At 64.9% G+C, this 25069-nt stretch carries 24 protein-coding genes; 10 read left to right on the top strand and 14 right to left on the bottom strand.

Features of this window, described 5'->3' with window-relative positions:
- Positions 1–62: 62 nt before the first annotated feature.
- Positions 63–635 carry a xanthine phosphoribosyltransferase gene (locus ACWKV7_RS05245; RefSeq protein WP_483856595.1) on the top strand — a complete coding sequence of 191 codons (573 nt, stop codon included), beginning with the start codon at positions 63–65 and terminating at the stop codon, positions 633–635.
- Between the two features lie 17 nt (positions 636–652).
- On the opposite strand, the gene ACWKV7_RS05250 is transcribed toward ACWKV7_RS05245, so the two are convergent.
- The 6 genes from ACWKV7_RS05250 to dadA all read right to left on the bottom strand — a co-directional run bounded on the left by ACWKV7_RS05250 (position 653) and on the right by dadA (position 7008).
- The gene (locus ACWKV7_RS05250; protein ID WP_483856596.1) at positions 653–2848 is read right to left on the bottom strand and encodes an acetyl-CoA hydrolase/transferase C-terminal domain-containing protein; all 2196 of its coding nucleotides are present in this window, start codon (positions 2846–2848) and stop codon (positions 653–655) included.
- Positions 2849–2969: 121 nt separating this feature from the next.
- Entirely contained in the window at positions 2970–3395 is a 426-nt protein-coding gene (locus ACWKV7_RS05255) for a c-type cytochrome (protein ID WP_483856597.1), read from the bottom strand.
- A 202-nt stretch (positions 3396–3597) separates the two neighbouring features.
- Positions 3598–4146: a cupin domain-containing protein gene (locus ACWKV7_RS05260; protein WP_483856598.1), complete on the bottom strand. Its 549-nt coding sequence runs from the start codon at positions 4144–4146 to the stop codon at positions 3598–3600.
- A 101-nt stretch (positions 4147–4247) separates the two neighbouring features.
- On the bottom strand, positions 4248–5327 hold the full coding sequence (alr, locus tag ACWKV7_RS05265) for an alanine racemase (RefSeq protein WP_483856599.1): 1080 nt from the start codon (positions 5325–5327) through the stop codon (positions 4248–4250).
- 54 nt (positions 5328–5381) lie between these two features.
- Entirely contained in the window at positions 5382–5735 is a 354-nt protein-coding gene (locus ACWKV7_RS05270; RefSeq protein WP_483856600.1) for a RidA family protein, read from the bottom strand.
- Positions 5710–7008, bottom strand: coding sequence for a D-amino acid dehydrogenase (gene dadA, locus ACWKV7_RS05275; protein WP_483856601.1), 1299 nt, complete (start codon positions 7006–7008; stop codon positions 5710–5712). Before dadA ends, ACWKV7_RS05270 begins: the two co-directional genes overlap by 26 nt.
- 155 nt (positions 7009–7163) lie before the next feature.
- Between dadA and ACWKV7_RS05280 the strand changes: the two genes are divergently transcribed.
- Both ACWKV7_RS05280 and ACWKV7_RS05285 read left to right on the top strand, forming a co-directional pair.
- Positions 7164–7652, top strand: a complete 489-nt coding sequence (locus tag ACWKV7_RS05280; protein ID WP_483856602.1) for an Lrp/AsnC ligand binding domain-containing protein — start codon at positions 7164–7166, stop codon at positions 7650–7652.
- A 136-nt stretch (positions 7653–7788) separates the two neighbouring features.
- The gene (locus tag ACWKV7_RS05285) at positions 7789–9099 is read left to right on the top strand and encodes an NAD(P)/FAD-dependent oxidoreductase (RefSeq protein ID WP_483856603.1); all 1311 of its coding nucleotides are present in this window, start codon (positions 7789–7791) and stop codon (positions 9097–9099) included.
- Positions 9100–9904: 805 nt separating this feature from the next.
- Here the strand turns inward: ACWKV7_RS05285 and ACWKV7_RS05290 are convergent.
- From ACWKV7_RS05290 to ACWKV7_RS05300, 3 genes are all read right to left on the bottom strand, one after another.
- A complete protein-coding gene (locus ACWKV7_RS05290; protein ID WP_483856604.1) occupies positions 9905–10612 on the bottom strand; it encodes a hypothetical protein in 708 nt (235 codons plus the stop codon).
- 101 nt (positions 10613–10713) lie between these two features.
- Positions 10714–11049, bottom strand: a complete 336-nt coding sequence (locus ACWKV7_RS05295; RefSeq protein WP_483856605.1) for a hypothetical protein — start codon at positions 11047–11049, stop codon at positions 10714–10716.
- 331 nt (positions 11050–11380) lie between these two features.
- A complete protein-coding gene (locus tag ACWKV7_RS05300; RefSeq protein ID WP_483856606.1) occupies positions 11381–11599 on the bottom strand; it encodes a DUF1127 domain-containing protein in 219 nt (72 codons plus the stop codon).
- A 156-nt stretch (positions 11600–11755) separates the two neighbouring features.
- Between ACWKV7_RS05300 and ACWKV7_RS05305 the strand changes: the two genes are divergently transcribed.
- Both ACWKV7_RS05305 and ACWKV7_RS05310 read left to right on the top strand, forming a co-directional pair.
- On the top strand, positions 11756–13180 hold the full coding sequence (locus ACWKV7_RS05305) for an aminotransferase-like domain-containing protein (RefSeq protein WP_483856607.1): 1425 nt from the start codon (positions 11756–11758) through the stop codon (positions 13178–13180).
- A gap of 71 nt (positions 13181–13251) precedes the next feature.
- Positions 13252–14784, top strand: a complete 1533-nt coding sequence (locus ACWKV7_RS05310) for a phospholipase D family protein (protein WP_483856608.1) — start codon at positions 13252–13254, stop codon at positions 14782–14784.
- Between the two features lie 6 nt (positions 14785–14790).
- On the opposite strand, the gene ACWKV7_RS05315 is transcribed toward ACWKV7_RS05310, so the two are convergent.
- Positions 14791–15939, bottom strand: a complete 1149-nt coding sequence (locus ACWKV7_RS05315; RefSeq protein WP_483856609.1) for an MFS transporter — start codon at positions 15937–15939, stop codon at positions 14791–14793.
- 124 nt (positions 15940–16063) lie between these two features.
- Complete coding sequence (locus ACWKV7_RS05320) at positions 16064–17557, bottom strand: aldehyde dehydrogenase (RefSeq protein ID WP_483856610.1); 1494 nt, start codon at positions 17555–17557, stop codon at positions 16064–16066.
- Positions 17558–17821: 264 nt separating this feature from the next.
- On the opposite strand from ACWKV7_RS05320, the gene ACWKV7_RS05325 reads away from it, so the two are divergent.
- Both ACWKV7_RS05325 and ACWKV7_RS05330 read left to right on the top strand, forming a co-directional pair.
- The gene (locus tag ACWKV7_RS05325; protein WP_483856611.1) at positions 17822–18187 is read left to right on the top strand and encodes a cupin domain-containing protein; all 366 of its coding nucleotides are present in this window, start codon (positions 17822–17824) and stop codon (positions 18185–18187) included.
- Between the two features lie 127 nt (positions 18188–18314).
- Positions 18315–19229, top strand: coding sequence for a haloalkane dehalogenase (locus tag ACWKV7_RS05330; protein WP_483856612.1), 915 nt, complete (start codon positions 18315–18317; stop codon positions 19227–19229).
- Positions 19230–19287: 58 nt separating this feature from the next.
- On the opposite strand, the gene rpmG is transcribed toward ACWKV7_RS05330, so the two are convergent.
- From rpmG to radC, 3 genes are all read right to left on the bottom strand, one after another.
- Positions 19288–19443 (bottom strand): 50S ribosomal protein L33, encoded by a 156-nt coding sequence (gene rpmG / locus ACWKV7_RS05335; RefSeq protein WP_003464575.1) that lies wholly within the window; start codon positions 19441–19443, stop codon positions 19288–19290.
- Positions 19444–19453: 10 nt separating this feature from the next.
- Positions 19454–19690 carry a 50S ribosomal protein L28 gene (gene rpmB, locus ACWKV7_RS05340; RefSeq protein ID WP_003242523.1) on the bottom strand — a complete coding sequence of 79 codons (237 nt, stop codon included), beginning with the start codon at positions 19688–19690 and terminating at the stop codon, positions 19454–19456.
- A gap of 265 nt (positions 19691–19955) precedes the next feature.
- Positions 19956–20630 (bottom strand): RadC family protein, encoded by a 675-nt coding sequence (gene radC, locus ACWKV7_RS05345; protein WP_483856613.1) that lies wholly within the window; start codon positions 20628–20630, stop codon positions 19956–19958.
- 140 nt (positions 20631–20770) lie between these two features.
- Here radC and coaBC point away from each other — a divergent pair, with 140 nt between their 5' ends.
- From coaBC to algC, 3 genes are all read left to right on the top strand, one after another.
- Positions 20771–21979 carry a bifunctional phosphopantothenoylcysteine decarboxylase/phosphopantothenate--cysteine ligase CoaBC gene (coaBC, locus tag ACWKV7_RS05350; protein WP_483856614.1) on the top strand — a complete coding sequence of 403 codons (1209 nt, stop codon included), beginning with the start codon at positions 20771–20773 and terminating at the stop codon, positions 21977–21979.
- A gap of 5 nt (positions 21980–21984) precedes the next feature.
- Positions 21985–22440 (top strand): dUTP diphosphatase, encoded by a 456-nt coding sequence (gene dut / locus ACWKV7_RS05355; RefSeq protein ID WP_483856615.1) that lies wholly within the window; start codon positions 21985–21987, stop codon positions 22438–22440.
- A gap of 1228 nt (positions 22441–23668) precedes the next feature.
- On the top strand, positions 23669–25063 hold the full coding sequence (algC, locus tag ACWKV7_RS05360) for a phosphomannomutase/phosphoglucomutase (RefSeq protein ID WP_483856676.1): 1395 nt from the start codon (positions 23669–23671) through the stop codon (positions 25061–25063).
- The last annotated feature ends 6 nt before the right edge of the window (positions 25064–25069 follow it).

The raw sequence follows: 25069 nt of genomic DNA on the forward strand, positions 1-25069 counted from the left end.
TGCGATCCGTCGCAAAGTGCGCGAAAATGCCCGCCAATTCGCCACTTAGGGGACCGCATGCCGTGGAGCGGCTCAAGCAGATGATTCGCCAGCAAGGCACCGTGTTGTCCGAGCACGTGCTCAAGGTCGATGCCTTTCTCAACCACCAGATCGACCCCTTGCTGATGCGCGAGATCGGCCATGAATTCGCCCGGCGCTTCCGCGACCAGGGCGTGACCAAGATCGTCACCATCGAGGCCTCGGGCATCGCCCCGGCGGTGATGGCCGGGCTGGAACTGGGCGTGCCGGTGATCTTCGCCCGCAAGCATCAGTCGCTGACCCTCACCGACAACCTGCTGGTGGCCTCGGTGTACTCGTACACCAAGCAGGTGGAAAGCACCGTGGCCATCTCCACCACCCATCTGCACGCCGAGGACCGCGTGCTGGTGATCGACGACTTCCTCGCCAACGGCGAGGCCTCGCTGGGCCTGATCAACATCATTCGCCAGGCCGGTGCGCGGATCGTCGGGGTCGGCATCGTCATCGAGAAATCCTTCCAGGCCGGCCGGCAGAAACTCGAAGCGCTGGACCTGCGGGTCGAATCGCTGGCACGCATCCGCTCGCTGCAGGACGGCCAGGTCAGTTTCATCGACTAGCGCGGACGCCCCCGGCCCTAGCGGCGTGCCGCCTTCGGCTCGAGACGCAGGCGGGCCTGGCGCGCACCGGCGGTCTCGCAGTCGACGCTGGCCTTGAGCCCGGCCAGCAGCAAGCGGCGGTACAGCCACTCGCGGGCGCTCTGCGGACGCATCAGGTCCATGCGCTGCAGATGCTTGAGGTAGCAGCCCGCCGCAGGCTGGCCGAACAGCAGCCGGCCGCCCAGCCCGAGCAGCGCCCGCGGGCGCAGGCGCCCCTTCAGCCAGCGCAGGGCGCGCAGCAGGTCGCGCTCCTCGCGGCTGAAGTCGCACCCCAGGGGATACTCGCTGAACACCAGCGGGTAGCGCGCCTGCCAGCCGCGCAGCCGCTCGGGAGTGTTCTGGCGGTACTCGTCCGCCAACTGGAAGTCCGCCGGCAGCTTGCCGGCCTGCCGGGCCTGCCGGATCAGCTCATCCTGGAAGCGCGAGTCGGCGATCTTCAGCAGCGCCTCGATCACCTCCGCATCGCTCTTGCCACGCAGGTCGGCGATACCGTATTCGGTCACCACCAGATCACGCTGATGCCGGGCGATGGTGGTGTGGGCATAGCGCCAGTAGAGGTTCGATTGCGCCGCCCCGCCGACCTCGCGCCAACTGCGCAGCAGCAGGATGGACCGGGCGCCCTCCAGCTCATGGGCCTGGGCAACGAAGTCCTGCTGGCCGCCGACGCCGCTGACCACCCGGCCATCCTCCAGCTGGTCGGCGATGCCGGCACCGAGCAGGGTCATGCCGAGCGCGCAGTTGACGAAGCGGGCATCGCGCCGCTGCAGGCGTTTGAGCGGTTCGTCACCGTACAGGCGATTGGTGAAGCCGATGGCCGTCATGCCGATGCGCCGGCGCTGCTCGGGCTCCAGCGCGGCGAGCTGTCGGTAGAACGCCTGCGGGCCGAGAATGAACCCACCGTGCAGCACCACGCCGCCGCGAGCCGCGCCCAGGTAGGCTTCGAGCGCCGCCGCAGTATGCGAGTCGCGCAGGTCGGCGGCGACATGCCAGCCATTGGGCAGGCGCAGGGTGCCGCCCTCCTCCAGGCTGATGCCGTCGGCCAACAACCCGTGGTGCTGCAGCCAACTCAGGTCGTCTGCCTGCAAGCGTGCCGGCAGTCCGGCATCCAGCAGCGCAGCCAGGCTGCGCGGACGGCCGTCGGCGGCCAGCGCCCCGGCGTTGGCCAGCCGCTGCAATCTCGCATCGGGATAGACCCGTCGTCCGACCACGCCGGCATCGGCCAACTGCAGCAGGCCGTGCACCAGCATTTCGCTGCAGCCATAGAGCCCCTCGCGGAACGGGCCGAGGCCGCCCTGCTCGAAGATCAGTGCGCCGTGGCGCTGCTGCGCGCCCATGTCCGTCAGCAGGCTGCGGTAGTCGTCGTTGTCCCGCTGGCGACAAAGCAACGCCGCCACCAGCGCATCGCCGAGCGCGCCGATACCGATCTGCAGGGTGCCGCCATCGCGCACCAGGCTGCTGGCGTAAAGGCCGATGGCTTGGTCCTGCAGGCTGAGCGGCTGGCGGGGCAGGGAAAACAGGGTGCTGCGCTCCGGCGGATCGATCAGCAGATCGAACGCCTCGCGCGGCAGTTCGGCGGCGTTGCCCAGGTACGGCAGCTCGGCGTGTACCTGCGCCACGCAGAGCACGCACTCGCCGGCGGCACGGCGGGCCTGCAGCAGCGGCAGCAGGTCGAGGGTCACGTCCGGGTTGCACGACAGGCTCAGATGCTGCGGCCGCTCGGGATCGGCGGCCACCAGTTGCGCCAGCACGTTGAGGCCCTTGCGGTCGAGTTCGCGGGCCACCTGGCTGTAGTTGAGGCTGACGTAGTCCTGCTGCGCCTGCGGGTTGTCCAGCAGGTCGCCCGGGGGCAGGTAGAACTCCTCCAGCCGCACGTTGGCCGGCAGGGTGCCGCGGTGCAGATCGCGCAGGTAGTCCAGTTCCGGGTAGTCGCCGTAGAGGCGCGCCAGCAGGGGCTCGCTGAAGCGCCGCTCCAGCTCGCCGCCGGGCTGCGGCCGGCCGAGGCTCAGCGCGGTATACACCACCAGCGAACGCTGCGGTTGCTGCTTGATGCGTCGGTAGAGCAGGTTGACGAAGCGATTGGGCTTGCCCAGGCCGAGCGGCAGGCCAAGGTGTATCGGCCCTTCGATGCGCTGTAGCACCTGGTCGACGGCCTGTTCCAAAGAGCAAAGACGCACCGGGGTCTCTCCTGGTCGGTTGCACCCAGGTTGGACCGGACAGGGAGAGGTTTGCTCAACGCAGCCGCCGCAGAAACGACAAAGCCGCCCTCAGGCGGCTTTGCGTTAGGAAAACGACCGGTCAGAGGCCGGACATTTTCTCGATGGCGGCCTTCAGCTCGTCATCCGAGCAGTCGCCACAGGTGCCCTTCGGCGGCATGGCGTTGATGCCGGAAATGGCATGAGCCAGCAGGCCGTCGATACCGCCAGCGGCATCGGCACGCGCCTTCCAGGCAGCGCCGTCGCCGATTTTCGGCGCACCCAGCACGCCAGCGCCATGGCAGGCGTTGCAGTGCTTGGCGATGACATCGTCAGCGCTGCGCGCGCCGCCACCTGCGGCGGCCGTGGCCACTTCGCCAACGCCCGGGCACTCCTGGCCCTGTACGCAGACTTCACCCACCGGCTTGATGCGCTCGGCGATCTCTTCGTTCGTCGCGGCCTGAGCGCTTACAGCCCACAGGGCCAACAGAGCGGCTTTGGCCACCAGCATCGATTTATTCAGGTTCACGTCTCACCCTCATGTGGCTAGTCACGCCCGCGGCCACGGTTTCGCGAGCGGGCGCCAGTATAGCGGCTCACCCGCCGCGCCGAAACAACCCAAGTTGTCGCAGGGATATTGGCGCAAGTCGCAAGCTTCAAACCACCAGCGCAAGCCGGAGCCTTGTATAGGCCCTAACCTGCCGCGCAGCGTGCGGCCCCTGGCTGCCGCTTTAGAAATTCGCAGGCGTGGTGGCGCTGATCAGGCGCGCCGGTTTGTCGAACGGATTGCGAAAGCGGTGCGGTTTGTTGCTTTCGAAATAGTAGCTGTCGCCGCTTTCGAGAATGTAGATTTCGCTGCCCACGGTCAGTTCAAGCTGGCCTTCGACCAGCACACCGGCTTCTTCGCCTTCGTGGTTGAGCATCTCGTCGCCGGTATCGGCGCCCGGCGGGTAGGTTTCGTCGAGAAAGGCCAGGGCCCGGCTGGGGTGCGCCTTGCCCACGAGTTTCATGGTCACCGCGCCGCTGGACAGGTCGGTCAGCTCGTTGGCGCGATAGACCACCTGGGCGGTGTTTTCCTGTTCGAAATCGATGGAAAAAAACTCCACAAGCGACATGGGAATGCCGCCGAGCACCTTCTTCAGCGAACTGATCGAGGGGCTGACGCTGTTCTTCTCGATCATCGAAATGGTGCTATTGGTAACGCCTGCCCGCTTGGCGAGTTCGCGCTGGGAGAGGCCCTTGAGCTTACGGATGGATTGCAGTCGAGCACCGACGTCCAATACGGGAGTCCTCCGGGAGAGCAAACGGAAAGTGGCCGTATCATGGCAACAGCGTTCAGTATTTTCAACACTTTGCCCGAAGTTACTCCCCCGGCCAGGTCTCAGCTTCCGGAATAGACCCGCTTCACCCGCTTCAGGTTGCAGAACAGCTGGTAGGGAATGGTGCCCGCCCGGGCCGCCACGTCGCTGGCCGCAACCTGCCGGCCCCACAACTCGACCCGACTGCCGAGCCCGGCCTGCGGCAGGTCGGTGAGATCGACGGTGAGCATGTCCATCGACACCCGGCCGATCAACCTGGCCGCCTGGCCATTGATAGCCACCGGCGTGCCGCTCGGCGCGTGGCGCGGATAGCCGTCGGCATAGCCCATGGCAACCACGCCGACGCGGGTCGGCCGTTCACAGACGAAGCGCGCGCCATAGCCCACCGGCTCGCCGGTGGGGAGGTCGCGCACGGCGATGATCTTCGACTCCAGGGTCATTACCGGCTGCAGCCGCGCGGCCTGCTCATGGGGCTGTTCGAACGGCGAAGCGCCGTAGAGCATGATGCCGGCGCGGCCCCATTGCTGCTGGCTGGCGATCTGCGGCCAGCCGAGCAGTGCCGGTGAGTTGCACAGGCTGATGTCGGCGGCCAGCCCCTCGCGGGCGGCCTGGAACACCGCTAGCTGTTCGGCGCTGCGCGGGCAGTCGATTTCGTCGGCGCGGGCGAAATGGCTCATCAGCACGATCTTCGCCACCTTGCCGCTGGCCAGCAGACGACGATAGGCGGACTGGCAGTCGTCCGGGTCGATGCCCACCCGGTGCATGCCCGAGTCCAGTTTCAGCCAGACATTCAGCGGCCGCGCCAGCTTGGCGCGCTCGATGAGCTCCACCTGCCACAGCGAATGCACCACGCACCACAGCTGATGCTGGTCGACCAGCGCCAGTTCGTCCGCTTCGAAGATGCCTTCGAGCAGCAGGATCGGTTTGCGGATCGCCGCATAGCGCAGCTCCAGCGCCTCTTCGATGCAGGCCACGGCGAAGCCGTCGGCCTCCTCTTCCAGCGCTTGGGCGCAGCGCACCGCACCGTGGCCGTAGGCATCGGCCTTGATCACGGCCAGGGCCTTGTCGCCGCTGAGTTCACGGGCCAGTCGATAGTTATGACGCAGGGCTTGCAGGTCGATCAGGGCTTGAGCGGGACGCATGACGGCAGCTATCTCGAACAAAAAAGCCCGGCGGGCAGCCGGGCAAGCAGGAAATCAGGGCAGTGCGGCGACAACGGTCATCTCGACCAGGCACGCCGGGGTGTACATCTTCGCCTCGACGCAGGCACGAGCCGGTGCCGCGCCTTCGGCGACCCAGGCGTCCCACAACTTGTTCATCGCGGCGTAGTCGGCGGCCATGTCCTTCAGGTAGATGGTCACCGAGAGGATGCGCGACTTGTCGGTGCCGGCTTCGGCGAGAAAGCGGTCGATGCTGTCCAGGGTCGCGCGAGTCTGTGCCTCGATGCCGTCTTGCAGGTCCTCGTCCAGTTGGCCGGACAGGTAGACCGTGCCGTTGTGGATGACGATCTCGCTGTAACGGGCTTCAGTGTGCAGGCGCTGGATTGCCATGGGCGGAAATCTCCTTGGAATTGCCGTAGCGGAAGATGTCGAGGCCTTCGGCGCTGATCTGCGGGCGCTTCTTCGCCATCAGGTCGGCGAGCAGGCGACCGGAACCACAGGCCATGGTCCAGCCCAGTGTGCCATGCCCGGTATTGAGGAACAGGTTGCGATAGGGCGTGGCGCCGACGATGGGCGTGCCGTCCGGGGTCGCCGGGCGCAGGCCGGTCCAGAATTCGGCCTTGCTGAAGTCGGCGCCCTGCGGGTAGAGGTCGCCGGCAACCATTTCCAGGGTCTCGCGGCGTCGCGGGTTGAGCGACAGGTCGAAGCCGGCGATCTCGGCCATGCCGCCGACGCGGATGCGGTTGTCGAAGCGGGTGATGGCGACCTTGTAGCTCTCGTCGAGAATGGTCGAGTTCGGCGCCATCGCCGGGTCGAGGATATCGGCGGTCAGCGAGAAACCCTTCAGCGGGTAGACCGGCGCCTTGATGCCCAGCGGCTTGAGCAATTGCGGGCTGTAGCTGCCGAGGGCCAGCACGTAGCGGTCGGCGGTTTCCAGCTTGCCGTCGATGTAAACACCGTTGATGCGGTCGCCCGCGAAGTCCAGATGCTGGATGTTCTGCCCGAAGCGGAACTCGACGCCCAGCTCGACCGCCATGGCGGCAAGCTTGGTGGTGAACATCTGGCAATCGCCGGTCTGGTCGTTGGGCAGGCGCAGGGCACCGGCCAGCTTGTGCTTGACGCTGGCCAGGGCCGGCTCGGCGCGGGCGATGGCGTCGCGGTCGAGCAGTTCGTACGGCACGCCGGAGGCTTCCAGCACGGCGATGTCCTTGGCGGCGTTGTCGACCTGAGCCTGGGTACGGAACAGCTGGGTGGTGCCGAGCTGACGACCCTCATAGGCAATACCGGTTTCGGCGCGCAGCTCGTCGAGGCAATCGCGGCTGTACTCGGACAGCCGCACCATGCGCTCCTTGTTCACCGCATAGCGGGCGGCGGTGCAGTTGCGCAGCATCTGCGCCATCCACAGGTACTGGTCGATATCGGCAGTGGCCTTGATGGCCAGCGGTGCGTGGCGCTGCAGCAGCCACTTGATGGCTTTCAGCGGCACGCCGGGGGCGGCCCAGGGCGAAGCGTAGCCGGGGGAGACCTGGCCGGCGTTGGCGAAGCTGGTCTCCATGGCCGGGGCCGGCTGCCGGTCGACCACCACCACCTCGAAGCCCGCACGGGCCAGGTAGTAAGCGCTGACGGTGCCGATCACACCACTGCCGAGTACCAGAATACGCATCGCCGCCTCCTCACCCGAGCTTTCACGGGCGTTGGTTATCTTGAGCCTGGATGCGGCGCAGTATATGCAGGCATAGCCAGTGCAATTCACTATTTAACTGGCTATATTTGGCGAGAATTATCGGCCTAAACGGCTTCTATGGAGGGGCATCCACCGTGCGCACCCAGCATCAGACCAAGCGTGAACTGGACAAGATCGACCGGAATATTTTACGCATCATCCAGCAGGAGGGACGCATCTCCTTCACCGAACTGGGCGAACGCGTGGGCCTCTCCACCACCCCCTGCACCGAACGGGTCCGCCGCCTGGAGCGCGAGGGCATCATCATGGGCTACTCGGCGCGGCTCAACCCGCAGCACCTGAAGGCCAACCTGCTGGTATTCGTCGAGATCAGCCTGGCCTACAAATCCGGCGACATCTTCGAGGAGTTCCGCCGCGCCGTGCTCAAGCTGCCCCACGTGCTGGAGTGCCACCTGGTGTCCGGCGACTTCGACTACCTGGTGAAGGCGCGCATCAACGAGATGGCCAGCTACCGCAAGCTGCTCGGCGACATCCTGCTCAAACTGCCCCATGTACGCGAATCGAAGAGCTACATCGTGATGGAGGAAGTGAAGGAATCGCTGAACCTGCCGGTCCCCGATTGACCTGTAGGGGCGAATTTATTCGCCTACTCGGACCTGCCTGGCGAATGAATTCGCCCCTACCTGCGACTTGCGGCGCCTCGCCTCCCCGCCGTATGCTCCGTAAAATTTTCCAAACACAAAAATCAGGATTCCGCACATGACCGCCGCTGGCTCCGCCGTGCATACCGAGCAGCATGCCCCTTCCTATTACGCCGCCACGGCCAATCGTCAGCTCGACTACCCGCCCCTGGCCGGCGAGGTGCGCGCCGATGTCTGCGTGGTGGGGGGCGGCTTCACCGGCCTCAACACCGCCATCGAGCTGGCCGAGCGCGGCTTTTCGGTGGTGCTGCTGGAGGCCCGGCGCATCGGTTGGGGGGCCAGCGGGCGCAACGGCGGGCAGCTGATCCGCGGCGTCGGCCATGACGTCGACCAGTTCCGTCCGCAACTCGGCGACGATGGCGTCAAGGCACTCAAGCTGATGGGGCTGGAGGCGGTGGAGCTGGTGCGCGAACGGGTGGCGAAGTACGCCATCGACTGCGACTTGACGTGGGGCTATTGCGACCTGGCCACCAAGCCCCGTCACCTGGAAGACTTCCAGGCCAGCCAGGCGGAACTGAAGAGCCTCGGCTATCGCCACGAAACGCGCCTGCTGGCGGCCTCCGAAATGCGCCAAGTGGTCGGCTCGGACAACTATATCGGGGGCCTGATCGACATGGGCTCCGGCCACCTGCATCCACTCAACCTGGCGCTCGGCGAAGCCGCCGCCGCCCAGGGCCTGGGCGTGCGCCTGTTCGAGCAGTCGCCGGCCACGCGCATCGACTACGGCCCGGAGGTTCGCGTGCAGACCGCCACGGGAGTGGTGCGGGCGGACAACCTGGTGCTCGGCTGCAACGCCTACCTCAACCAACTGCACCCCGAGCTGGGCGGCAAGGTCCTGCCAGCCGGCAGCTATGTGATCGCCACCGAACCGCTCGACGAAGCCCTGGCACGCGAACTGTTGCCACGGAACATGGCGGTCTGCGACCAGCGCGTGGCCCTGGACTACTTCCGCCTCTCCGCCGACCACCGCCTGCTGTTCGGCGGCGCCTGCCACTATTCCGGACGCGACCCCAAGGACGTGGCCGCCTACATGCGTCCCAAGATGCTCGACGTGTTCCCGCAACTGGCGAACGTGCGCATCGACTACCAATGGGGCGGCATGATCGGCATCGGCGCCAACCGCCTGCCGCAGATCGGCCGCCTTGGCGACCAACGCAACGTGTTCTACGCCCAGGCTTACTCCGGCCACGGGGTGAACGCCACCCACCTGGCTGGCAAACTGCTCGCCGAAGCCATCGCCGGGCAGCGGAGCCATGGCTTCGACCTGTTCGCCCGGGTACCGCATATGACTTTCCCCGGCGGCCCGCGCCTGCGCTCGCCGCTGCTGGCGCTGGGCATGCTCTGGTATCGGTTCAAGGATCTGTTCTAGAGATCGTCGAAGGGCGTGGGACGTGCAGCCACTTAACCTCGCGCCTCGAAATGAAAAGCAAAAGGCTCGCCCGAGTTAGTTCAGGCATGGGCAGGGATATGACGGACAGTAATCGGCCAGAAGCGGACCTGATGGATAGCCGATCAGGCAGCGGAACAAGGCCGATAACTATGATGATCTACGTGATCGCTTGAACGCTTGGCCCCCGCTGCGCGAACTACAGAATGGCCAGGGCAATGCCCGGTGACAGGCCGGATATACGAATGCAACCGCGCTGACGACAGGATCGAAAAAAGCTGTCCTCACTGCTTGTGGGGAGAGTCCATATACGCATTGTTAGAGTTCTGCACTCTCTGCTTGTGGCTCTAGGGAGTTAATGTCTTTGTTTAAGAGGAACGGAATTATGAACCAGCCAAGGCCGGCGATGAAGCATGAGAATAAAGTTGAAAACAAAACATAGCTGCCAGTAATTATTTTTGCTTTGTAGGCCAAGACCAAGCTTGCGATAGTGAATGGTATAGAAAGAATCGCTGTAAATATTGAAGATACGAATAGTGCTGTAAAGAATTTCGGGATAAAAATCACAGCAAGGGTTCCGCCGATAGCGAAAAGGCTGGCGGCCAGCCAGAGTATGCATATTGAAATTTTTAGTGTGACTCTTAGTGGCTTCATAGTTCTTTGACTGGTGTATTTACGATTTTTGGAAAGCTCTAACAATTAAGCTAACAGGCGAGGAAAAGCGCAGCTTTTGCGAGTCCAGCGAGCGGAGCGAACGGTGTTGAGCGACGTGTTAGCCATCGCTGACTCATAAGGCTTGGGCTATTGCATCTAGGCGGAAAATGTAAATCTTCACGCGCCTATTGCCAGCAACAACTGATTTGAGGAAGGCACCTGCGTCATGTACGTCATGAACACCACGACCTAAATTTACGTTTGGGCAGTTTGCGCCAGTAACAATGCCCGCAAGGCTTTGATTCATTATTATTTTTGCATTCGGGCTTTGATGGGCAATAAAGTTTCGAATGGCATGTACCGTATCAATGAGCTGCGAGTCCGGGATGTTTAGATTGATTATCCCGTTCTTGTGAGGTGCGGCTACCCACTCGTTGCAGCGCTGCTTTAGAGTGGCTACATTTTTGAATGTTAGGTTGTAGGCATCAGGATCTAGCATCTCCTCAAGTTCATCGACCTTGATGTGTTTTACTGCATTAAAAGGGGTGCGCGAATTCGCCCATGCGCCAAATTTATCCTGTATGGATTGAGATATTCTTGCCGCCAAGCCCCTCTGATATTGAGAGAAATCCCGATTTATATATGCAAGAATTAAATCTGAAATGAAACACTCAAAGGCCACGTAAGCAGAGTGCAGAGTGGTTTCAGCTAAAACACTAATATCACGCTTTTCGTGTGGGGTGCCCATTAGTGCTATTTCAACGCGATCAAAGTACGCCAGCCGTTCTGCGACGAAAGCGGAGAAATCATTTTTAACATCTTGGGGGTTCATTTTACGCATGAGTTTTCTTTAGTGGCTAACGATTAAGCTAACGGGCGACCAATAGCGCAGCTTTTGGACGTCCAGCGAACGAAGAGAGACAATTGAGGTTGTTAGCCGACTTACTTCGCGATTCCAATGCCAAAATAAGCGCCGCCCATTCCGTCACCTTTAAATGCAACACTAAAATCAAATTGTTGATTACAGCCATGCGCACGCCATAGCTCAGTTGACTCTTGATATCCTGGTTTGCCACTAGGCTCTTTTATTACAGATGTTTCGATCTTCTTGATTTCCGAGCAACCCTTGGCATTTGCGGTCATGATGATCATATTTGTCACATCACGTTTGAGTTGAGGAGTGGCAAAGCTTTGGCCTTCGAAATTAACTGGCGAGGTCAAGGCACAAGATGAAAGAAGGGTGGAAGTTATTGCGTAAATAATTGGTTTAACGTTCATGGTTTCCTTGTTGGCTAACTATAATTAGACGTCATTTGATGTATAACACGCTGCAAACGTCTGACGGATAAGATTCCTTATCATCTCGACTTCCCTCTCTAAGCTGGGCGTTTTCGAAGGATACTGACCGTATTAGGGAGTTATACGTCACTCCCCGAAGGGAGCTGCGGACGCTGGACGACAGTAGCTGATCAAGTGGCGATCTGCCACTCAAAGACGCGGCTATCTTCGAGGCAAAGTAGTCTGGCACCGGCTTGGTCTGCTTCTGGCCGATTCCCGCCTCTTCTCACCGGCAAAGCCGGACTCTCCGCCCCCATACAGGCATGCCCTACTACTTCTGCCCCAACAACCGCCAGAACGGCCGCTCGGCCTCTGCCAGTGCCTGCTCGCGGGTCAGGCCGATATCACGCAGCAGATGCGCATCCAGTTCGCGCAGGGCGCGGCGGGTGGTCAGGTGGCGCCAGAGCAGGCGCCAATGCGGTAGCGCAGGCCTGGACGCCACCTCTTCCCGCTCGCGTACGGTCACATAGACGTCGCTCCATCCAGTCATTGTCCTTTCCTCCTCGTGCATGGAAGCAAAGGATGCCGCTCGACGAATGTACATTACAGAGCCAAACTATCGATTCTTGGAGCATACAGATCTGCCGTTTCGCCATCTGAATGGTCCACTTCCCACCAATCTGTAATGCTCCCAGGGAGTACTTGCATGACGCTGTACCTGAAGCTCGCCGAGCTGCTCGGCGAGCGCATCGAGCAGGGTCTGTATCGCCCGGGCGACCGCCTGCCTTCGGTGCGCGCCCTCAGCCAGGAGCACGGGGTCAGCCTGAGCACCGTGCAGCAGGCCTATCGCCAACTGGAGGACGGCGGCCTGGCCGAGCCCCGGCCGAAGTCCGGTTACTTCGTGCCGCAGAGCAGACAGAAGCCGGCACTGCCGATGGTCAGCCGTACAGCACAGCGACCGGTCGAGGTATCGCAGTGGGATCAGGTGCTGGAGTTGATCAGCGGCGCGCCGACAGACTCGCTGGTGCAGCTGGGCCGCGGCATTCCCGACCTGACCAGCCCGTCCCTGAAACCGCTGCTGCGCATGCTGTCGCGGCGCAGCCGCCGCCAGACCTCCGTCGAGCTGAGCTACGGCAGCGTGCAAGGCGAGGCGAGCCTGCGGGAACAGATTTCGCGCCTGTTGCTGGACTCCGGATGCCGCATCCCCGCCGAGGAGATCGTCACCACTACCGGCTGCCACGAAGCGCTGTCGGCGTCGATCCGTGCCCTGTGCCAGCCGGGCGATATCGTCGCGGTGGACTCGCCGAGCTTCCATGGGGTGATGCAGGCCCTGAAGGGCTTCGGCATGAAGGCGCTGGAGCTGCCCACCGACCCGATCAGCGGCATCAGCCTGGAGGCGCTGGAGCTGGCCCTGGAGCAGTGGCCGATCAAGGCCATCCAGCTCACGCCGACCTGCAACAATCCGCTCGGCTACATCATGCCGGACGCCAACAAGCGGGCCCTGCTGCGCCTGGCCCAGCGCTACGACGTGGCGATCATCGAGGATGACATCTACGGCGAGCTGGCCTATCGCTACCCGCGCCCGCGCACCATCAAGTCCTTCGACGAGGACGGCCGCGTACTGCTCTGCAGTTCATTTTCCAAGACCCTGGCGCCGGGCCTGCGCATCGGCTGGATCGCCCCCGGCCGCTACCTGCAGCAGATCCTGCACATGAAGTACATGGGCACCGGCATGACCGCCCAATTGCCGCAGCTGGCGCTGGCCGAGTTCATCGCCGGCGGCCACTACGAGCCGCACCTGCGGCGCATGCGCGCGCAGTACCAGCGCAACCGCGACCTGATGACCGACTGGGTCAGTCGTTACTTCCCGGCCGGCACCCGGGTCAGCCGGCCGCAGGGCGGCTTCATGCTCTGGGTGGAAATGCCCGAGCACTTCGACAGCCAGCGACTCAACCGCCTGCTGCGGCCACAGGGCGTACAGATCGGCCCGGGCAGCATCTTTTCCGCCGCCGGCAAGTACCGCAATTGCCTGCGCCTGAACTACGCGGCAAAACCTACGGCAGAGCAGGAACAGGCGGTGCGCAAGGTCGGCGAACAAGTCGCCGAGCTACTCGCCGAGGGCGGCGACTAGCCAGGCGGTGCTGAATCTTTGCCGGACGGGCGGCGTCTAGATGCACAGATGACTCCGCCCTGGAGGCTCCGTTGCCCATCCGCCTGTTGCTCTTGGCCCTGCTCTGCCTGGCCGGCTGCGCGGCCGTCCCGCCGCAGCCCAGCCAGGCGCTGCCGGGGACCGGCACGCGGCTCGGCGAGAGCGTGCAGCAGGAGACCCTGCAGCGGCCGCCGGGGCAATCGGGGTTCCGCCTGCTGTCATCCAGCAGCGAGGCGTTCAGCGCCCGGGCCGAGTTGATCCGCAATGCCCAGCGCAGCCTCGACCTGCAGTACTACATCATGCACGACGGCCTCAGCACCCGGCTGCTGATCGATGAGTTGCTGGCAGCCGCCGAACGCGGCGTGCGCGTACGCCTGCTGCTCGACGACACCGCCAGCGACGGCCGCGACGACCAGATCGCCGCGCTCGCCGCCCACCCGCAAGTGGAGGTACGGGTGTTCAATCCGCTGCACCTGGGCCGCAGCACCGTGGTGACCCGCAGCCTCGGCCGACTGTTGCACCTGTCGCGCCAGCACCAGCGCATGCACAACAAGCTGTGGCTGGCCGACAGCAGCCTGGCCATCGTCGGCGGCCGCAACCTCGGCGACGAATACTTCGATGCCGAGCGGACGCTGAATTTCACCGATATCGACCTGCTCTGCGCCGGCCCGGTGGCCGAGCAGCTGGCGCACAGCTTCGACGAGTACTGGAACAGTGCGCTGAGCAAGCCGATCCAGCAGTTTCTCTGGCGGCCCCCTTCCACCGAAGCACTGAAGCGACGCCACGCCGCGCTGCGCGCCGAACTGGCCCGCGCGCGCCATCGGCAGAAGCCGCTCTACGACCGGCTGATCACTTACCTGCGCGAACCGCGGCTCGCACGCTGGATCGACGAGGAACTCGACTGGGCCTACGGCCAGGCGCTGTGGGACGCACCGGCCAAGGTTCTGTCGCAGGGCGAACCGGACCCGCGGCTGCTGCTGACCACGCAACTGGCGCCGGCGCTGGCGGAGGTGGAAGACGAGCTGATGCTGATCTCCGCTTACTTCGTACCGGCACAGACCGGCCTCGACTACCTGACCGGACGCGCCGACGCCGGCGTGTCAGTCCGCCTGCTGACCAACTCCCTGGAAGCCACCGACGTGCCGGCGGTGCACGGCGGTTACGCGCCCTACCGCAAGGAGCTGCTGGAAAGCGGCGTGCACCTCTACGAGCTGCGCCGCCAGCCGGACGGCCCCTCGCCGTACAGTTTCGGCTCCTCGCAGTCGAGCCTGCACAGCAAGGCGGCGGTGTTCGACGGGCGCAAGGTCTTCATCGGCTCGCTGAACTTCGATCCCCGCTCGGTACTGTGGAACACCGAAGTCGGCGTGCTGGTGGAAAGCCCGGCGCTGGCCGAACAGGTGCGCGCGCTGACCCTGGAGGGCATGCATCCGGCGGTCAGCTACGAGCTGCGCCTGCGCGGCGATCACATCGTCTGGATCGCCGAGGACAATGGCGAGCGCCATGTTCTGGAACGCGAGCCCGGCAGCCGCTGGCGCCGCTTCAATGCCTGGCTGGCGGACATCGTCGGCTTGGAGAACCTGCTCTAGTGCGGATCAGTGACTGCTCTCGGATGCCAGTTCGCCCAGCGGGTCGCGCCAGGCCAGCACCACGAAGCCGGCGGCCCCCAGGGCCATCAACAGCGGCAAGGCATGCCCGCTCAGCCATTGGCTGGCGGCGCCGGTAGCCAGCGGGCCAAGCAGGCAACCGATGCCCCAGAGCTGGGCGACATGGGCATTGGCCCGCACCAGCGCATCGTCGCGAAAGCGCTCGCCTATCAGGATCAGCGCCAGCGTAAACAGGCCGCCGGCGCCGGCGCCGAACAGCACCAGCAGCGGCCACATCAACGGCGTGTGCAGCAGCAGCGGCAGCGCCAGGCTCGACAGCAGCAGCAACAGCCCGCAGCCGCGGAACAGCGACTGGCGCGGCAGGCGGTCGGCGAGCCAACCGATCGGCAGTTGCAACAGTGCATCGCCGATCACCACCACGCTGGCCATCAACAGCGCCGTTTCCTGGCCGAAGCCCTGGCGCAGCCCGTAGATCGGCAACAGGGTGAGGATCATCGCCTCGAATGCGGCAAACAGCGCCACCGCCCAGGCGATGCTCGGCATGCGCTGGCAGAACTCCAACAGGCCGCGCCCCGAGGGGCTGTGGGCTTCCACCCGAGGCGCACCGTCACGGCCGAGCAGGATCGCCGCGCCGGCGATCAGCAAGCCGGCACCGACCCAGAACCCCAGATCGCCTTCGCTGCCGAGCAGACTCAGCAGCACCGGCCCGGACAGCTGGCTCAAGGCATAGCCGGTGCCGTACAGCGCCACCAGCCGGCCGCGCCACTGCTCGACGGCGAGCTGGTTGATCCAGCTTTCGCCGAGGATGAACACCACCGTCAGCACCACGCCGATCAGCAGCCGCAGCAACAGCCACAGCGCATAGCTCGGCCACAGTGCCAGCAGCGCCACCGACAGCGCCCCCGCCAGCAGGCACAGGCGCATCAGTCGGGCACTGCCGAGCCAGGCCGCCAGCCGGCTGGCGACGCTGGCGCCGAGCAGCACGCCAACGGCCGGCATCGCCGCCATCACACCGATGGCGAAGGCACCGTAGCCCCAACCCTCCAGGCGCAGCGAAACCAGCGGCAGGGTCACGCCAAGGGCCAGCCCGACACTGATCACCGCCGCGCAGACCGCGAAGTAAGTTGCCCAACGCATGTGCTTTCTCCACGCAAACAACGCGGCCGGGCTCCCTTGCAGGAACCCGGCCGCGGGTGTGGCTCATTCGAGCCGGCCCTGTGGGCCGACCTTGTGCGGGCCGGAAGCTATCCGGCTCGCAGGGTTACAGCTTGATCCAGGTGGCCTTCAGCTCGGTGTACTTGTCGAAGGCATGTAGCGACTTGTCGCGGCCGTTGCCGGACTGCTTGAAGCCGCCGAACGGCGCGGTCATGTCGCCGCCGTCGTACTGGTTGACCCAGACGCTGCCGGCGCGCAGCGCCCGCGCGGTCAGGTGGGCCTTGGACAGGTTGCTGGTCCACACCGCCGCGGCCAGGCCGTAGACGGTGTCGTTGGCAATGGCGATAGCCTCGTCGACGCTGTCGAAGCCGATCACCGACAGCACCGGACCGAAGATTTCCTCCTTGGCGATGCGCATGGCGTTGTTCACGCCGTCGAAGATGGTCGGCTCGACGTAGGTGCCGCCAGTCTCCTCCATCACCCGTTTGCCGCCAGCCACCAGCTGGGCGCCGTCGTCATGGCCGGCCTGGATGTAGGAGAGCACGGTGTTCAGCTGCTGGGTATCCACCAGCGCACCGACGTTGGTACTCGGGTCCAGCGGGTTGCCCGGCTTCCAGGTCTTCAGCGCCTCGACCACCAGCGGCACGAACTGCGCCTTGATCGAGTTCTCCACCAGCAGGCGCGAGCCGGCGGTGCAGACCTCGCCCTGGTTGAAGGCGATGGCGCCGGCCGCCGCTTCGGCAGCGGCCTTGAGGTCCGGCGCGTCGCCGAAGACGATGTTCGGGCTCTTGCCGCCGGCTTCCAGCCAGACGCGCTTCATGTTCGACTCGCCGGCATAGATCATCAGCTGCTTGGCGATCTTGGTCGAGCCGGTGAACACCAGGGTATCGACGTCCATGTGCAGGGCCAGGGCCTTGCCGACGGTGTGGCCGAAGCCCGGCAGCACGTTGAACACCCCGGCCGGGATGCCGGCCTCGATGGCCAGCTGGGCGATGCGGATCGCCGTCAGCGGCGACTTCTCGGAGGGCTTGAGGATCACCGAGTTGCCGGTGGCCAGCGCCGGGCCGAGCTTCCAGCAGCTCATCAACAGCGGGAAGTTCCACGGCACGATGGCGGCGACCACACCGATCGGCTCGCGGGTCACCAGGCCCAGTTCGTCATGGGGGGTGGCGGCCACTTCGTCGTAGATCTTGTCGATCGCCTCGCCACTCCAGCGAATCGCGCGGGCGGCGCTGGGCACGTCGACGTTCAGCGAGTCGCCGATCGGCTTACCCATGTCGAGGGTTTCCAGCAGCGCCAGCTCCTCGGCATGGGTTTCCAGCAGCGCAGCGAAACGGATCATCGTTTCCTTGCGCTTGACCGGCGCCAGACGCGACCACACGCCGGACTCGAAGGTGGCGCGGGCATCCTGCACGGCACGCTCTGCGTCGGCCTGATCGCAGCTGGCGACCTGCCCCAGCACCCGGCCGTCCACCGGGCTGATGCAGTCGAACGTCTCGCCCGAGACGGCAGCCGTGTATTCGCCATGGATAAAGGCGCGGCCTTCGATGGCCAGGCGTTGGGCACGCTGTTCCCAGTCGGCGCGGGTCAGGGTAGTCATGGAAACGTCCTCTTATCGGTTGAGTGACGACGTATTGGGCGTCGCCATCGACAAAAAATTCGCGGGTGCCCGGCGCGCGCCGGGTCATGTGGGCAACCCTAAACCAGCGGCCAGACTGTTTCAATATTTTTTACATGGAGTACTAAAACACCCTTGTCATGTTCGTTTTTTTAAACATAGACTCGCCGGAATTCCTGCCCCGGCCGACAACCTGGCCGAACGACTCGCCAGCGCCATTCGCCAAGCCCACTCTCCGGAGACTCCATGAACATCGACCAGATCATCGACTTCGCCCAGGCCGCCACCGCACCGGAGCACTACCGCCCAGCCGCGGAAAAGGTACTCAAGGGCGACCCCGAACAGAGCGTGCGCAACCACTACGGCAGTCCCTGTGGCCAGTTCAACGTCGGCATCTGGGAAGGCGCCGTCGGCCAGTGGACGGTGAGCTACACGGAGCACGAGTACTGCGAGATTCTCCAGGGCGTCTCGGTGATCCGCGATGCCGACGGCCACGGCAAGACCGTGCGCGCCGGCGACCGTTTCGTCATTCCCGCCGGTTTTTCCGGTACCTGGGAAGTGCTGGAGCCGTGCCGCAAGGTCTATGTGATCTTCGAAAAAACCGCAGGCTGAGCGACCCTGCGCCCTGTCGACGCGAGCCCATCGACCAGGCTGATGGTGCGCCATTCGGCGCGCTTAGCCGCCGACCGACAACAGCCCGGGCGACCACAATGAGGGGTCATCCATAAGGAGAACCCCCATGGACTTTCTGCGGACCCCCGACGAGCGTTTCCTCAACCTGCCCGGCTACGACTTCGCCCCGCACTACGTTCAGGTGGACGACCGCGAGGGCGGCGAGCTGCGCGTGCACTATCTGGACGAAGGGCCGCGCGACGCCGCCCCGGTGCTGCTGATGCACGGCGAGCCGTCCTGGTGCTACCTGTATCGCAAGATGCTGCCGATCCTGGTCGCCGCCGGCCATCGAGCGATCGCTCCCGACCTCGTCGGCTTCGGCCGCTCCGACAAACCGTCCCGGCGCGAAGACTACAGCTACCAGCGCCATGTGGATTGGATGCAGGAGTGGCTCGACCAGCTTGATCTCGACCGGATCACCCTGGTCTGCCAAGACTGGGGCGGGCTGATCGGCCTGCGCCTGGTGGCCGCCGATCCCGAGCGCTTCGCCCGTGTGGTGGCGGCCAACACCATGCTGCCGACCGGCGATCACGCACCCGGTCCGGCTTTCCTCGGCTGGCAGAAGTATTCCCAGGAGGTGCCGGTATTTCCCGCCGGCGCCATCATCCAGCGCGGCACCTGCCGCGAGCTGCCGCAGGCGGTGATCGACGCCTACGAGGCGCCGTTTCCGGAGGAGCGCTACAAGGAGGGCGCCCGGCAATTCCCGCTGCTGGTGCCGATCACCCCGGACGACCCCGCCTCGGCGAAGAACCGGGCCGCCTGGCAGGTACTGTCGCAGTGGCAGAAGCCCTTCCTCACCGCCTTCAGCGACTCGGACCCAATCACCGCCGGCGGCGACCAACTGATGCAGAAGGTGATTCCCGGCACCCGCGGCCAGGCCCATGCCACGCTCGCGGGTGGCGGCCACTTCCTGCAGGAAGACTGCGGCGAGGAGCTGGCGCGGATCGTGGTGCGCTTCATCGACGACACACCCGCCCCCTGAATCGCAGGCAAGAAAAAACCCGCCAGGAGGCGGGTTTTTTCGGCAAGGGCCGGATCAATTACTTGATCTTGGCTTCCTTGTACATCACGTGCTTACGCACGACCGGATCGAATTTCTTGATTTCGATCTTGTCGGGAGTAGTGCGCTTGTTCTTGTCGGTGGTGTAGAAGTGGCCGGTACCGGCGCTGGACACCAAACGGATCAGTTCACGCATGATTAGCTCCTTAGACCTTTTCGCCGCGAGCGCGCAGCTCGGCCAGCACTACATCGATACCGCGCTTGTCGATCACACGCATGCCCTTGGCGGAAACGCGCAGACGGACGAAACGCTTCTCGGACTCGACCCAGAAGCGATGATGCTGCAGGTTCGGCAGGAAACGACGACGGGTTTTGTTGTTCGCGTGGGAAATGTTGTTCCCGGTTACCGGACCCTTACCGGTAACTTGACAGACTCTCGACATGCCTCAGCCCTCTAAAACCACATGCCCAACCCGGCATGGGTTGGCCGCTTATCTCTCAGTCAATCGGCGCTTGCGCCGTATTTCCTCGGGGTCTTACCGGCCACTGCACTGATGCGAAAGGCGGGCCCCCAGAAAAGAGCGCTGCTTTATATCAGAAAGCCCCCAACGCAGCAAGGATCGCCGCACTTTTGCCGACCACCTATCGGGCACCCCTACTCCCTGGACCAGTCAGGAGCGCGGCAAGCGCGCTCCGACCGTTCGTCAGCTATAGCCAGCCATACTCGGCCATGGACAGCGGTTCCCCGTCGCCGACGATGAAATGATCCAGCACGCGCACATCGATCAGAGCCAGCGCCTCCTTCAGCCGCTGGGTGAGCAGGCGGTCGGCCTGACTCGGCTCGGCGACGCCAGACGGATGATTATGGGTCAGGATCAACGCCGCCGCGTTGTGCGCCAGGGCTCGCTTGACCACCTGCCGCGGGTAGACGCTGGCCCCGTCGATGGAGCCCTGGAACAGCACCTCGAAGGCCAGTACCCGGTGCTTGGCGTCGAGGAACAGGCAACCGAACACCTCATGGGGCTCATGGCGCAGGCGCGCCTTCAGGTAGTCTCGCACCGCCTGCGGGCTCTCCAGCGCCGAATCCCGCCGCAGCCGCTCGGCCAGGTGCCGGCGGGCCATCTCCAGCACTGCCTGCAGCTGGGCGAACTTCGCCGGCCCCAGGCCCAGATGCTGGCTGAAGCTGGCCAGGTCCGCCTCCAGCAGCGCGCGCAGGCTGCCGAACTCCAGCAGCAGGCGCCGCGCGAGGTCGACGGCGCTCTGCCCGGCGACCCCGGTACGCAAGAAAATGGCGAGAAGCTCGGCGTCGGTCAGGGCCGCCGCACCCTGTTCCAGCAGTTTTTCCCGCGGGCGTTCCGCCGCAGGCCAATCGCGAATACTCATTGAACCTCCCTGTCGAGTTGGCCCGCTTTCCGGTCGCGGGCGCTGTGCTATCTTAGCCCATCTTTTTCGCTCGGCGACCCGCCTGGGGAGGCGGCATCGCCGCAGCGCAGACTCCCTTTGCATCTATATAAGGCAGGCCTATGCAGCGGCTGTATCGGAAACGCATCGTCTTGGGCGTCGGTGGCGGTATCGCCGCTTACAAGAGTGCCGAGTTGGTTCGCCGCTTGCGCGACCAGGGCGCCGAAGTACGGGTGGTGATGACCCATGGCGGCCGCGAATTCATCACGCCGCTGACCCTGCAGGCGCTCTCCGGCCATCCGGTCCACCTCGACCTGCTCGACCCGGCCGCCGAAGCCGCCATGGGCCATATCGAACTGGCCCGCTGGGCGGACCTGGTCCTGATCGCCCCGGCGACCGCCGACCTGATGGCACGCCTGGCCCAGGGCGTCGCCGACGACCTGCTGACCACCCTGGTGCTGGCCACCGATGCCCAGGTCGCCCTCGCCCCGGCGATGAACCAGGCCATGTGGCGCGACCCCGCAACCCAGGCCAATGCGCGCCTGCTCGGCGAACGCGGCATGCGCCTGTTCGGCCCCGCCGCCGGCAGCCAGGCCTGTGGCGATGTCGGCCCCGGCCGCATGCTGGAAGCCGACGAACTGGCCCAGCTTGCCGCCGACTGCTTCGAACGGCAGGCCCTGAGCGGCGTGCGCGTACTGATCACCGCCGGACCGACCCAGGAAAACATCGATCCGGTGCGCTACATCACCAACCACAGCTCCGGCAAGATGGGCTTCGCCCTCGCCGAGGCGGCCGCCGAGGCCGGTGCCCAGGTCACCCTGATCACCGGCCCGGTGCACCTGCCGACCCCCGACCGGGTCAAGCGCATCGACGTGGTCAGCGCCCGCGACATGCTGGCGGCCTGCGAAGGGGAGATGCCCTGCGACCTGCTGATCGCCGCCGCCGCCGTGGCCGACTACCGTCCGGAAGTGGTCGCACAGCACAAATTGAAGAAAGACCCCACCAGCGGTGATGGCCTTTTGTTGCAGCTGGTGCGCAACCCCGACATCCTTGCCACCCTGGCCCAGCGCGCGGATCGCCCGTTCAGCGTCGGCTTCGCCGCGGAAACCGAGAACCTCCTGACCTATGCCGCGCGCAAGCTGAAGGACAAGAACCTCGACCTGATCGTCGCCAACGACGTGGCCAATCCCAGTATCGGCTTCAATAGTGAAGAGAACGCCGTCAGCGTGATCGACCGCGAACTCCTGGAGACCCGCTTCACCCAGACCAGCAAAGGCAAGATCGCGCGCCAGCTGATCGCCTTTATCGCCGACCGCCTGCACAAGATTTGAACCCCATGCACTCACTGCAAGCCAAGATCCTCGACCCCCGCCTCGGCCGCGACTTCCCGCTGCCGCAGTACGCCACGCCGGGCTCCGCCGGCCTCGATCTGCGCGCCATGCTGCAGGAAGACCTGACCCTGGAGCCGGGCCAGACCGTGCTGATCCCCACCGGCCTGTCCATCCATATCGCCGACCCCGGGCTGGCCGCGTTGATCCTGCCGCGCTCCGGCCTCGGCCACAAGCACGGCATCGTGCTCGGCAACCTGGTCGGGCTGATCGATTCGGACTACCAGGGCGAGCTGATGGTGTCCTGCTGGAACCGCGGCCAGGACAGCTTCACCATCGCCGTGGGCGAGCGCATCGCCCAGCTGATGCTGGTGCCGGTGGTACAGGCGCATTTCGAGCTGGTCGACGAATTCCACACCAGCGAGCGCGGTGCCGGCGGCTTCGGCCACTCCGGCAGCCACTAACCCCCCTTTCAGGACCCCCGCCGAGGAGCTTGACGTGAAACTCTTCCAGCGCACCGCCAAGGACACCGACAACGGCAACTCCAACGGCGCCAGCCAGGCACAGCCGCTGCAGGCCCTGCTACCGGGACTGCTCTGCGCCCTCGCCGGCCTGCTCGCCGCCGCCGCACTGGTCTGGCTGTCTCTGGGCGGCAGCCTGCAGCAACAGCAGGCACAGACCGCCAGGGCCTGGGGCGACAGCCAGGCCGCCGCCCTGCAACAGGCGCTGAAACAGCTGAGCGCCGACACCCAGGCGGCCGCCCGCAACCCGCAGTTGATCCAGGCCGTGCAAAGCCAGGATCCCGAACAACTGCGGGCCGCAGAGCGCAGCCTGCTGTACTGGGACAGCGTGATCGATGCCCAGCTCAACGCCTACGGCCAGGCCCGCCAGGACAGCAGCCGCGCGGCGCCAATGAACTTCGCGGCACTGGATCTGCTGCGCCGTGTCGAAGCCGGCCAGCAACCCGCCGTCGAGGCCTACAAGGTCGGCGAGCGCTGGCTGGCCTACAGCGCCGCACCGCTGCGCCTGAGCGAAGGCGCGCCGACCCAGGGCACGCTGCTGCTGGCGGTCGACCTCAACCGTCTGCTCGATGCCCTGCCGCCGCTGCCCGCCGACGTCGGCCAGTTCCAGATCATCCAGCAGTTCGGCAATGCGCCGCCGCAGGTGCTCGCGCAGCGCGGCCAGGCGAACGGCGGCGCGCCGATCGCCCTCGACAGCAGCAACCCGAACTGGAAGCTCAGCTTCACCCCGGGCCCGGCCGTTGCCGGCGGCAATTCGCCGGTGCCGCTCGGTCTCGCCCTGCTGATCGCCCTCGGTGGCACGGTGCTCGGCCTGCAGCTGGTACTGAGCAGTCAGCGCCGCCAATTGCGCGAAGACGTCATGCAACTCGGCCAGCTCATTCAGGAACTCTCTGCCGGCAAAGCCATCAAAACCCCCAGCCTGCACTTGCCGGCGCTGAGGGCTCTGGCACAGAGCCTGGTTCGCCTACCCCGCCGCAAGAGCGAGGCGGCTTCCGCCCCTGCCCCAGACCTGCCATCCGCCCGCGCAAGCGCCGAGCCTCCGGCCGCTGCGCCAGGAAAAGTTGCCGATCTGGTCGATCCGCTGTTCCAGGACACCGATATTCTCGACATCGACATCCTGGACGAAGATCAGGACCTGCTTGGCCTCGACATCATTGAGCGAGACCCCGCTATGAACAGCTTCCAACAAGCCCCCAAGCTTCCCGCCAGCATCTTCCGCGCCTACGACATCCGCGGCGTGGTGGGCGACAGCCTGACCCCGGAAACCGCCTACTGGATCGGCCGCGCCATCGGCTCGGAAAGCCTGGCCCGCGGCGAGCCCAACGTGTCGGTCGGCCGCGACGGCCGCCTGTCCGGCCCGCAACTGGTCCAGCAACTGATCCAGGGGCTGCTCGACTGCGGCTGCAATGTCAGCGACATCGGCATGGTGCCGACCCCGGCGCTGTACTACGCCGCCAACGTTCTCGCCGGCAAATCCGGGGTAATGCTCACCGGCAGCCACAATCCGCCGGACTATAACGGCTTCAAGATCGTCATCGCTGGCGACACCCTGGCCAACGAGCAGATCCAGGCGCTGCGCCAGCGCATCGAAAACAACGACCTGGCCAGCGGCGTCGGCAGCGCCGAACAGGTCGACGTGCTGGAGCGCTACTTCAAGCAGATCCGCGACGACATCGCCCTGGCCAAACGCATGAAGGTGGTGGTCGACTGCGGCAACGGCGTCGCCGGCGTCATCGCCCCGCAGCTGATCGAAGCGCTCGGCTGCGACGTGATCCCGCTGTACTGCGAGGTGGACGGCAACTTCCCCAACCACCACCCGGACCCGGGCAAGCCGGAAAACCTCAAGGATCTGATCGCCAAGGTCAAGGAAACCGGCGCCGACCTCGGCCTGGCCTTCGACGGCGACGGCGATCGCGTCGGCGTGGTGACCAACACCGGCACCATCGTCTACCCGGACCGCCTGCTGATGCTGTTCGCCAAGGACGTGGTCTCGCGCAATCCCGGCGCGGACATCATCTTCGACGTCAAATGCACGCGCCGCCTGACCGCACTGATCAGCGGCTACGGCGGCCGCCCGGTGATGTGGAAGACCGGTCACTCGCTGATCAAGAAGAAAATGAAGGAAAGCGGCGCGTTGCTGGCCGGCGAAATGAGCGGGCACATCTTCTTCAAGGAACGCTGGTTCGGCTTCGACGACGGCATCTACAGCGCCGCCCGCCTACTGGAAATCCTCAGCCAGGACAAACGCGATGCGGAGAAGGTCTTCGCCGCCTTCCCCAACGACATCAGCACACCGGAAATCAACATCCAGGTGACCGACGACAGCAAGTTCACCATCATCGACGCCCTGCAGCGCGACGCCCATTGGGGCGAGGCCAACCTGACCACCCTGGACGGCGTGCGCGTCGACTACCCCAAGGGCTGGGGCCTGGTACGCGCCTCCAACACCACGCCGGTGCTGGTGCTGCGCTTCGAGGCCGAAAGCGCCGAAGAGCTTCAGCGCATCCAGGAAGTGTTCCGCGCCCAGCTCTATAATGTCGCCCCCGACCTCAACCTGCCGTTCTGATCGCCG

It is taken from the genome of Zestomonas ipomoeae (genome assembly GCF_057128665.1).

Bases quoted from the DNA above. Each gene is read 5' to 3' on its own strand.
- ACWKV7_RS05300 (WP_483856606.1), bottom strand. From the start codon at position 11,599: ATGACTGGATGGAGCGACGTCTATGTGACCGTACGCGAGCGGGAAGAG.
- ACWKV7_RS05270 (WP_483856600.1), bottom strand. From the start codon at position 5,735: ATGGCAATCCAGCGCCTGCACACTGAAGCCCGTTACAGCGAGATCGTC.
- ACWKV7_RS05325 (WP_483856611.1), top strand. From the start codon at position 17,822: ATGAACATCGACCAGATCATCGACTTCGCCCAGGCCGCCACCGCACCG.
- ACWKV7_RS05285 (WP_483856603.1), top strand. From the start codon at position 7,789: ATGACCGCCGCTGGCTCCGCCGTGCATACCGAGCAGCATGCCCCTTCC.
- radC (WP_483856613.1), bottom strand. From the start codon at position 20,630: ATGAGTATTCGCGATTGGCCTGCGGCGGAACGCCCGCGGGAAAAACTG.
- rpmB (WP_003242523.1), bottom strand. From the start codon at position 19,690: ATGTCGAGAGTCTGTCAAGTTACCGGTAAGGGTCCGGTAACCGGGAAC.
- ACWKV7_RS05305 (WP_483856607.1), top strand. From the start codon at position 11,756: ATGACGCTGTACCTGAAGCTCGCCGAGCTGCTCGGCGAGCGCATCGAG.
- alr (WP_483856599.1), bottom strand. From the start codon at position 5,327: ATGCGTCCCGCTCAAGCCCTGATCGACCTGCAAGCCCTGCGTCATAAC.
- ACWKV7_RS05315 (WP_483856609.1), bottom strand. From the start codon at position 15,939: ATGCGTTGGGCAACTTACTTCGCGGTCTGCGCGGCGGTGATCAGTGTC.
- ACWKV7_RS05295 (WP_483856605.1), bottom strand. From the start codon at position 11,049: ATGAACGTTAAACCAATTATTTACGCAATAACTTCCACCCTTCTTTCA.
- coaBC (WP_483856614.1), top strand. From the start codon at position 20,771: ATGCAGCGGCTGTATCGGAAACGCATCGTCTTGGGCGTCGGTGGCGGT.
- ACWKV7_RS05330 (WP_483856612.1), top strand. From the start codon at position 18,315: ATGGACTTTCTGCGGACCCCCGACGAGCGTTTCCTCAACCTGCCCGGC.
- ACWKV7_RS05320 (WP_483856610.1), bottom strand. From the start codon at position 17,557: ATGACTACCCTGACCCGCGCCGACTGGGAACAGCGTGCCCAACGCCTG.
- ACWKV7_RS05290 (WP_483856604.1), bottom strand. From the start codon at position 10,612: ATGCGTAAAATGAACCCCCAAGATGTTAAAAATGATTTCTCCGCTTTC.
- dadA (WP_483856601.1), bottom strand. From the start codon at position 7,008: ATGCGTATTCTGGTACTCGGCAGTGGTGTGATCGGCACCGTCAGCGCT.
- dut (WP_483856615.1), top strand. From the start codon at position 21,985: ATGCACTCACTGCAAGCCAAGATCCTCGACCCCCGCCTCGGCCGCGAC.
- rpmG (WP_003464575.1), bottom strand. From the start codon at position 19,443: ATGCGTGAACTGATCCGTTTGGTGTCCAGCGCCGGTACCGGCCACTTC.
- algC (WP_483856676.1), top strand. From the start codon at position 23,669: ATGAACAGCTTCCAACAAGCCCCCAAGCTTCCCGCCAGCATCTTCCGC.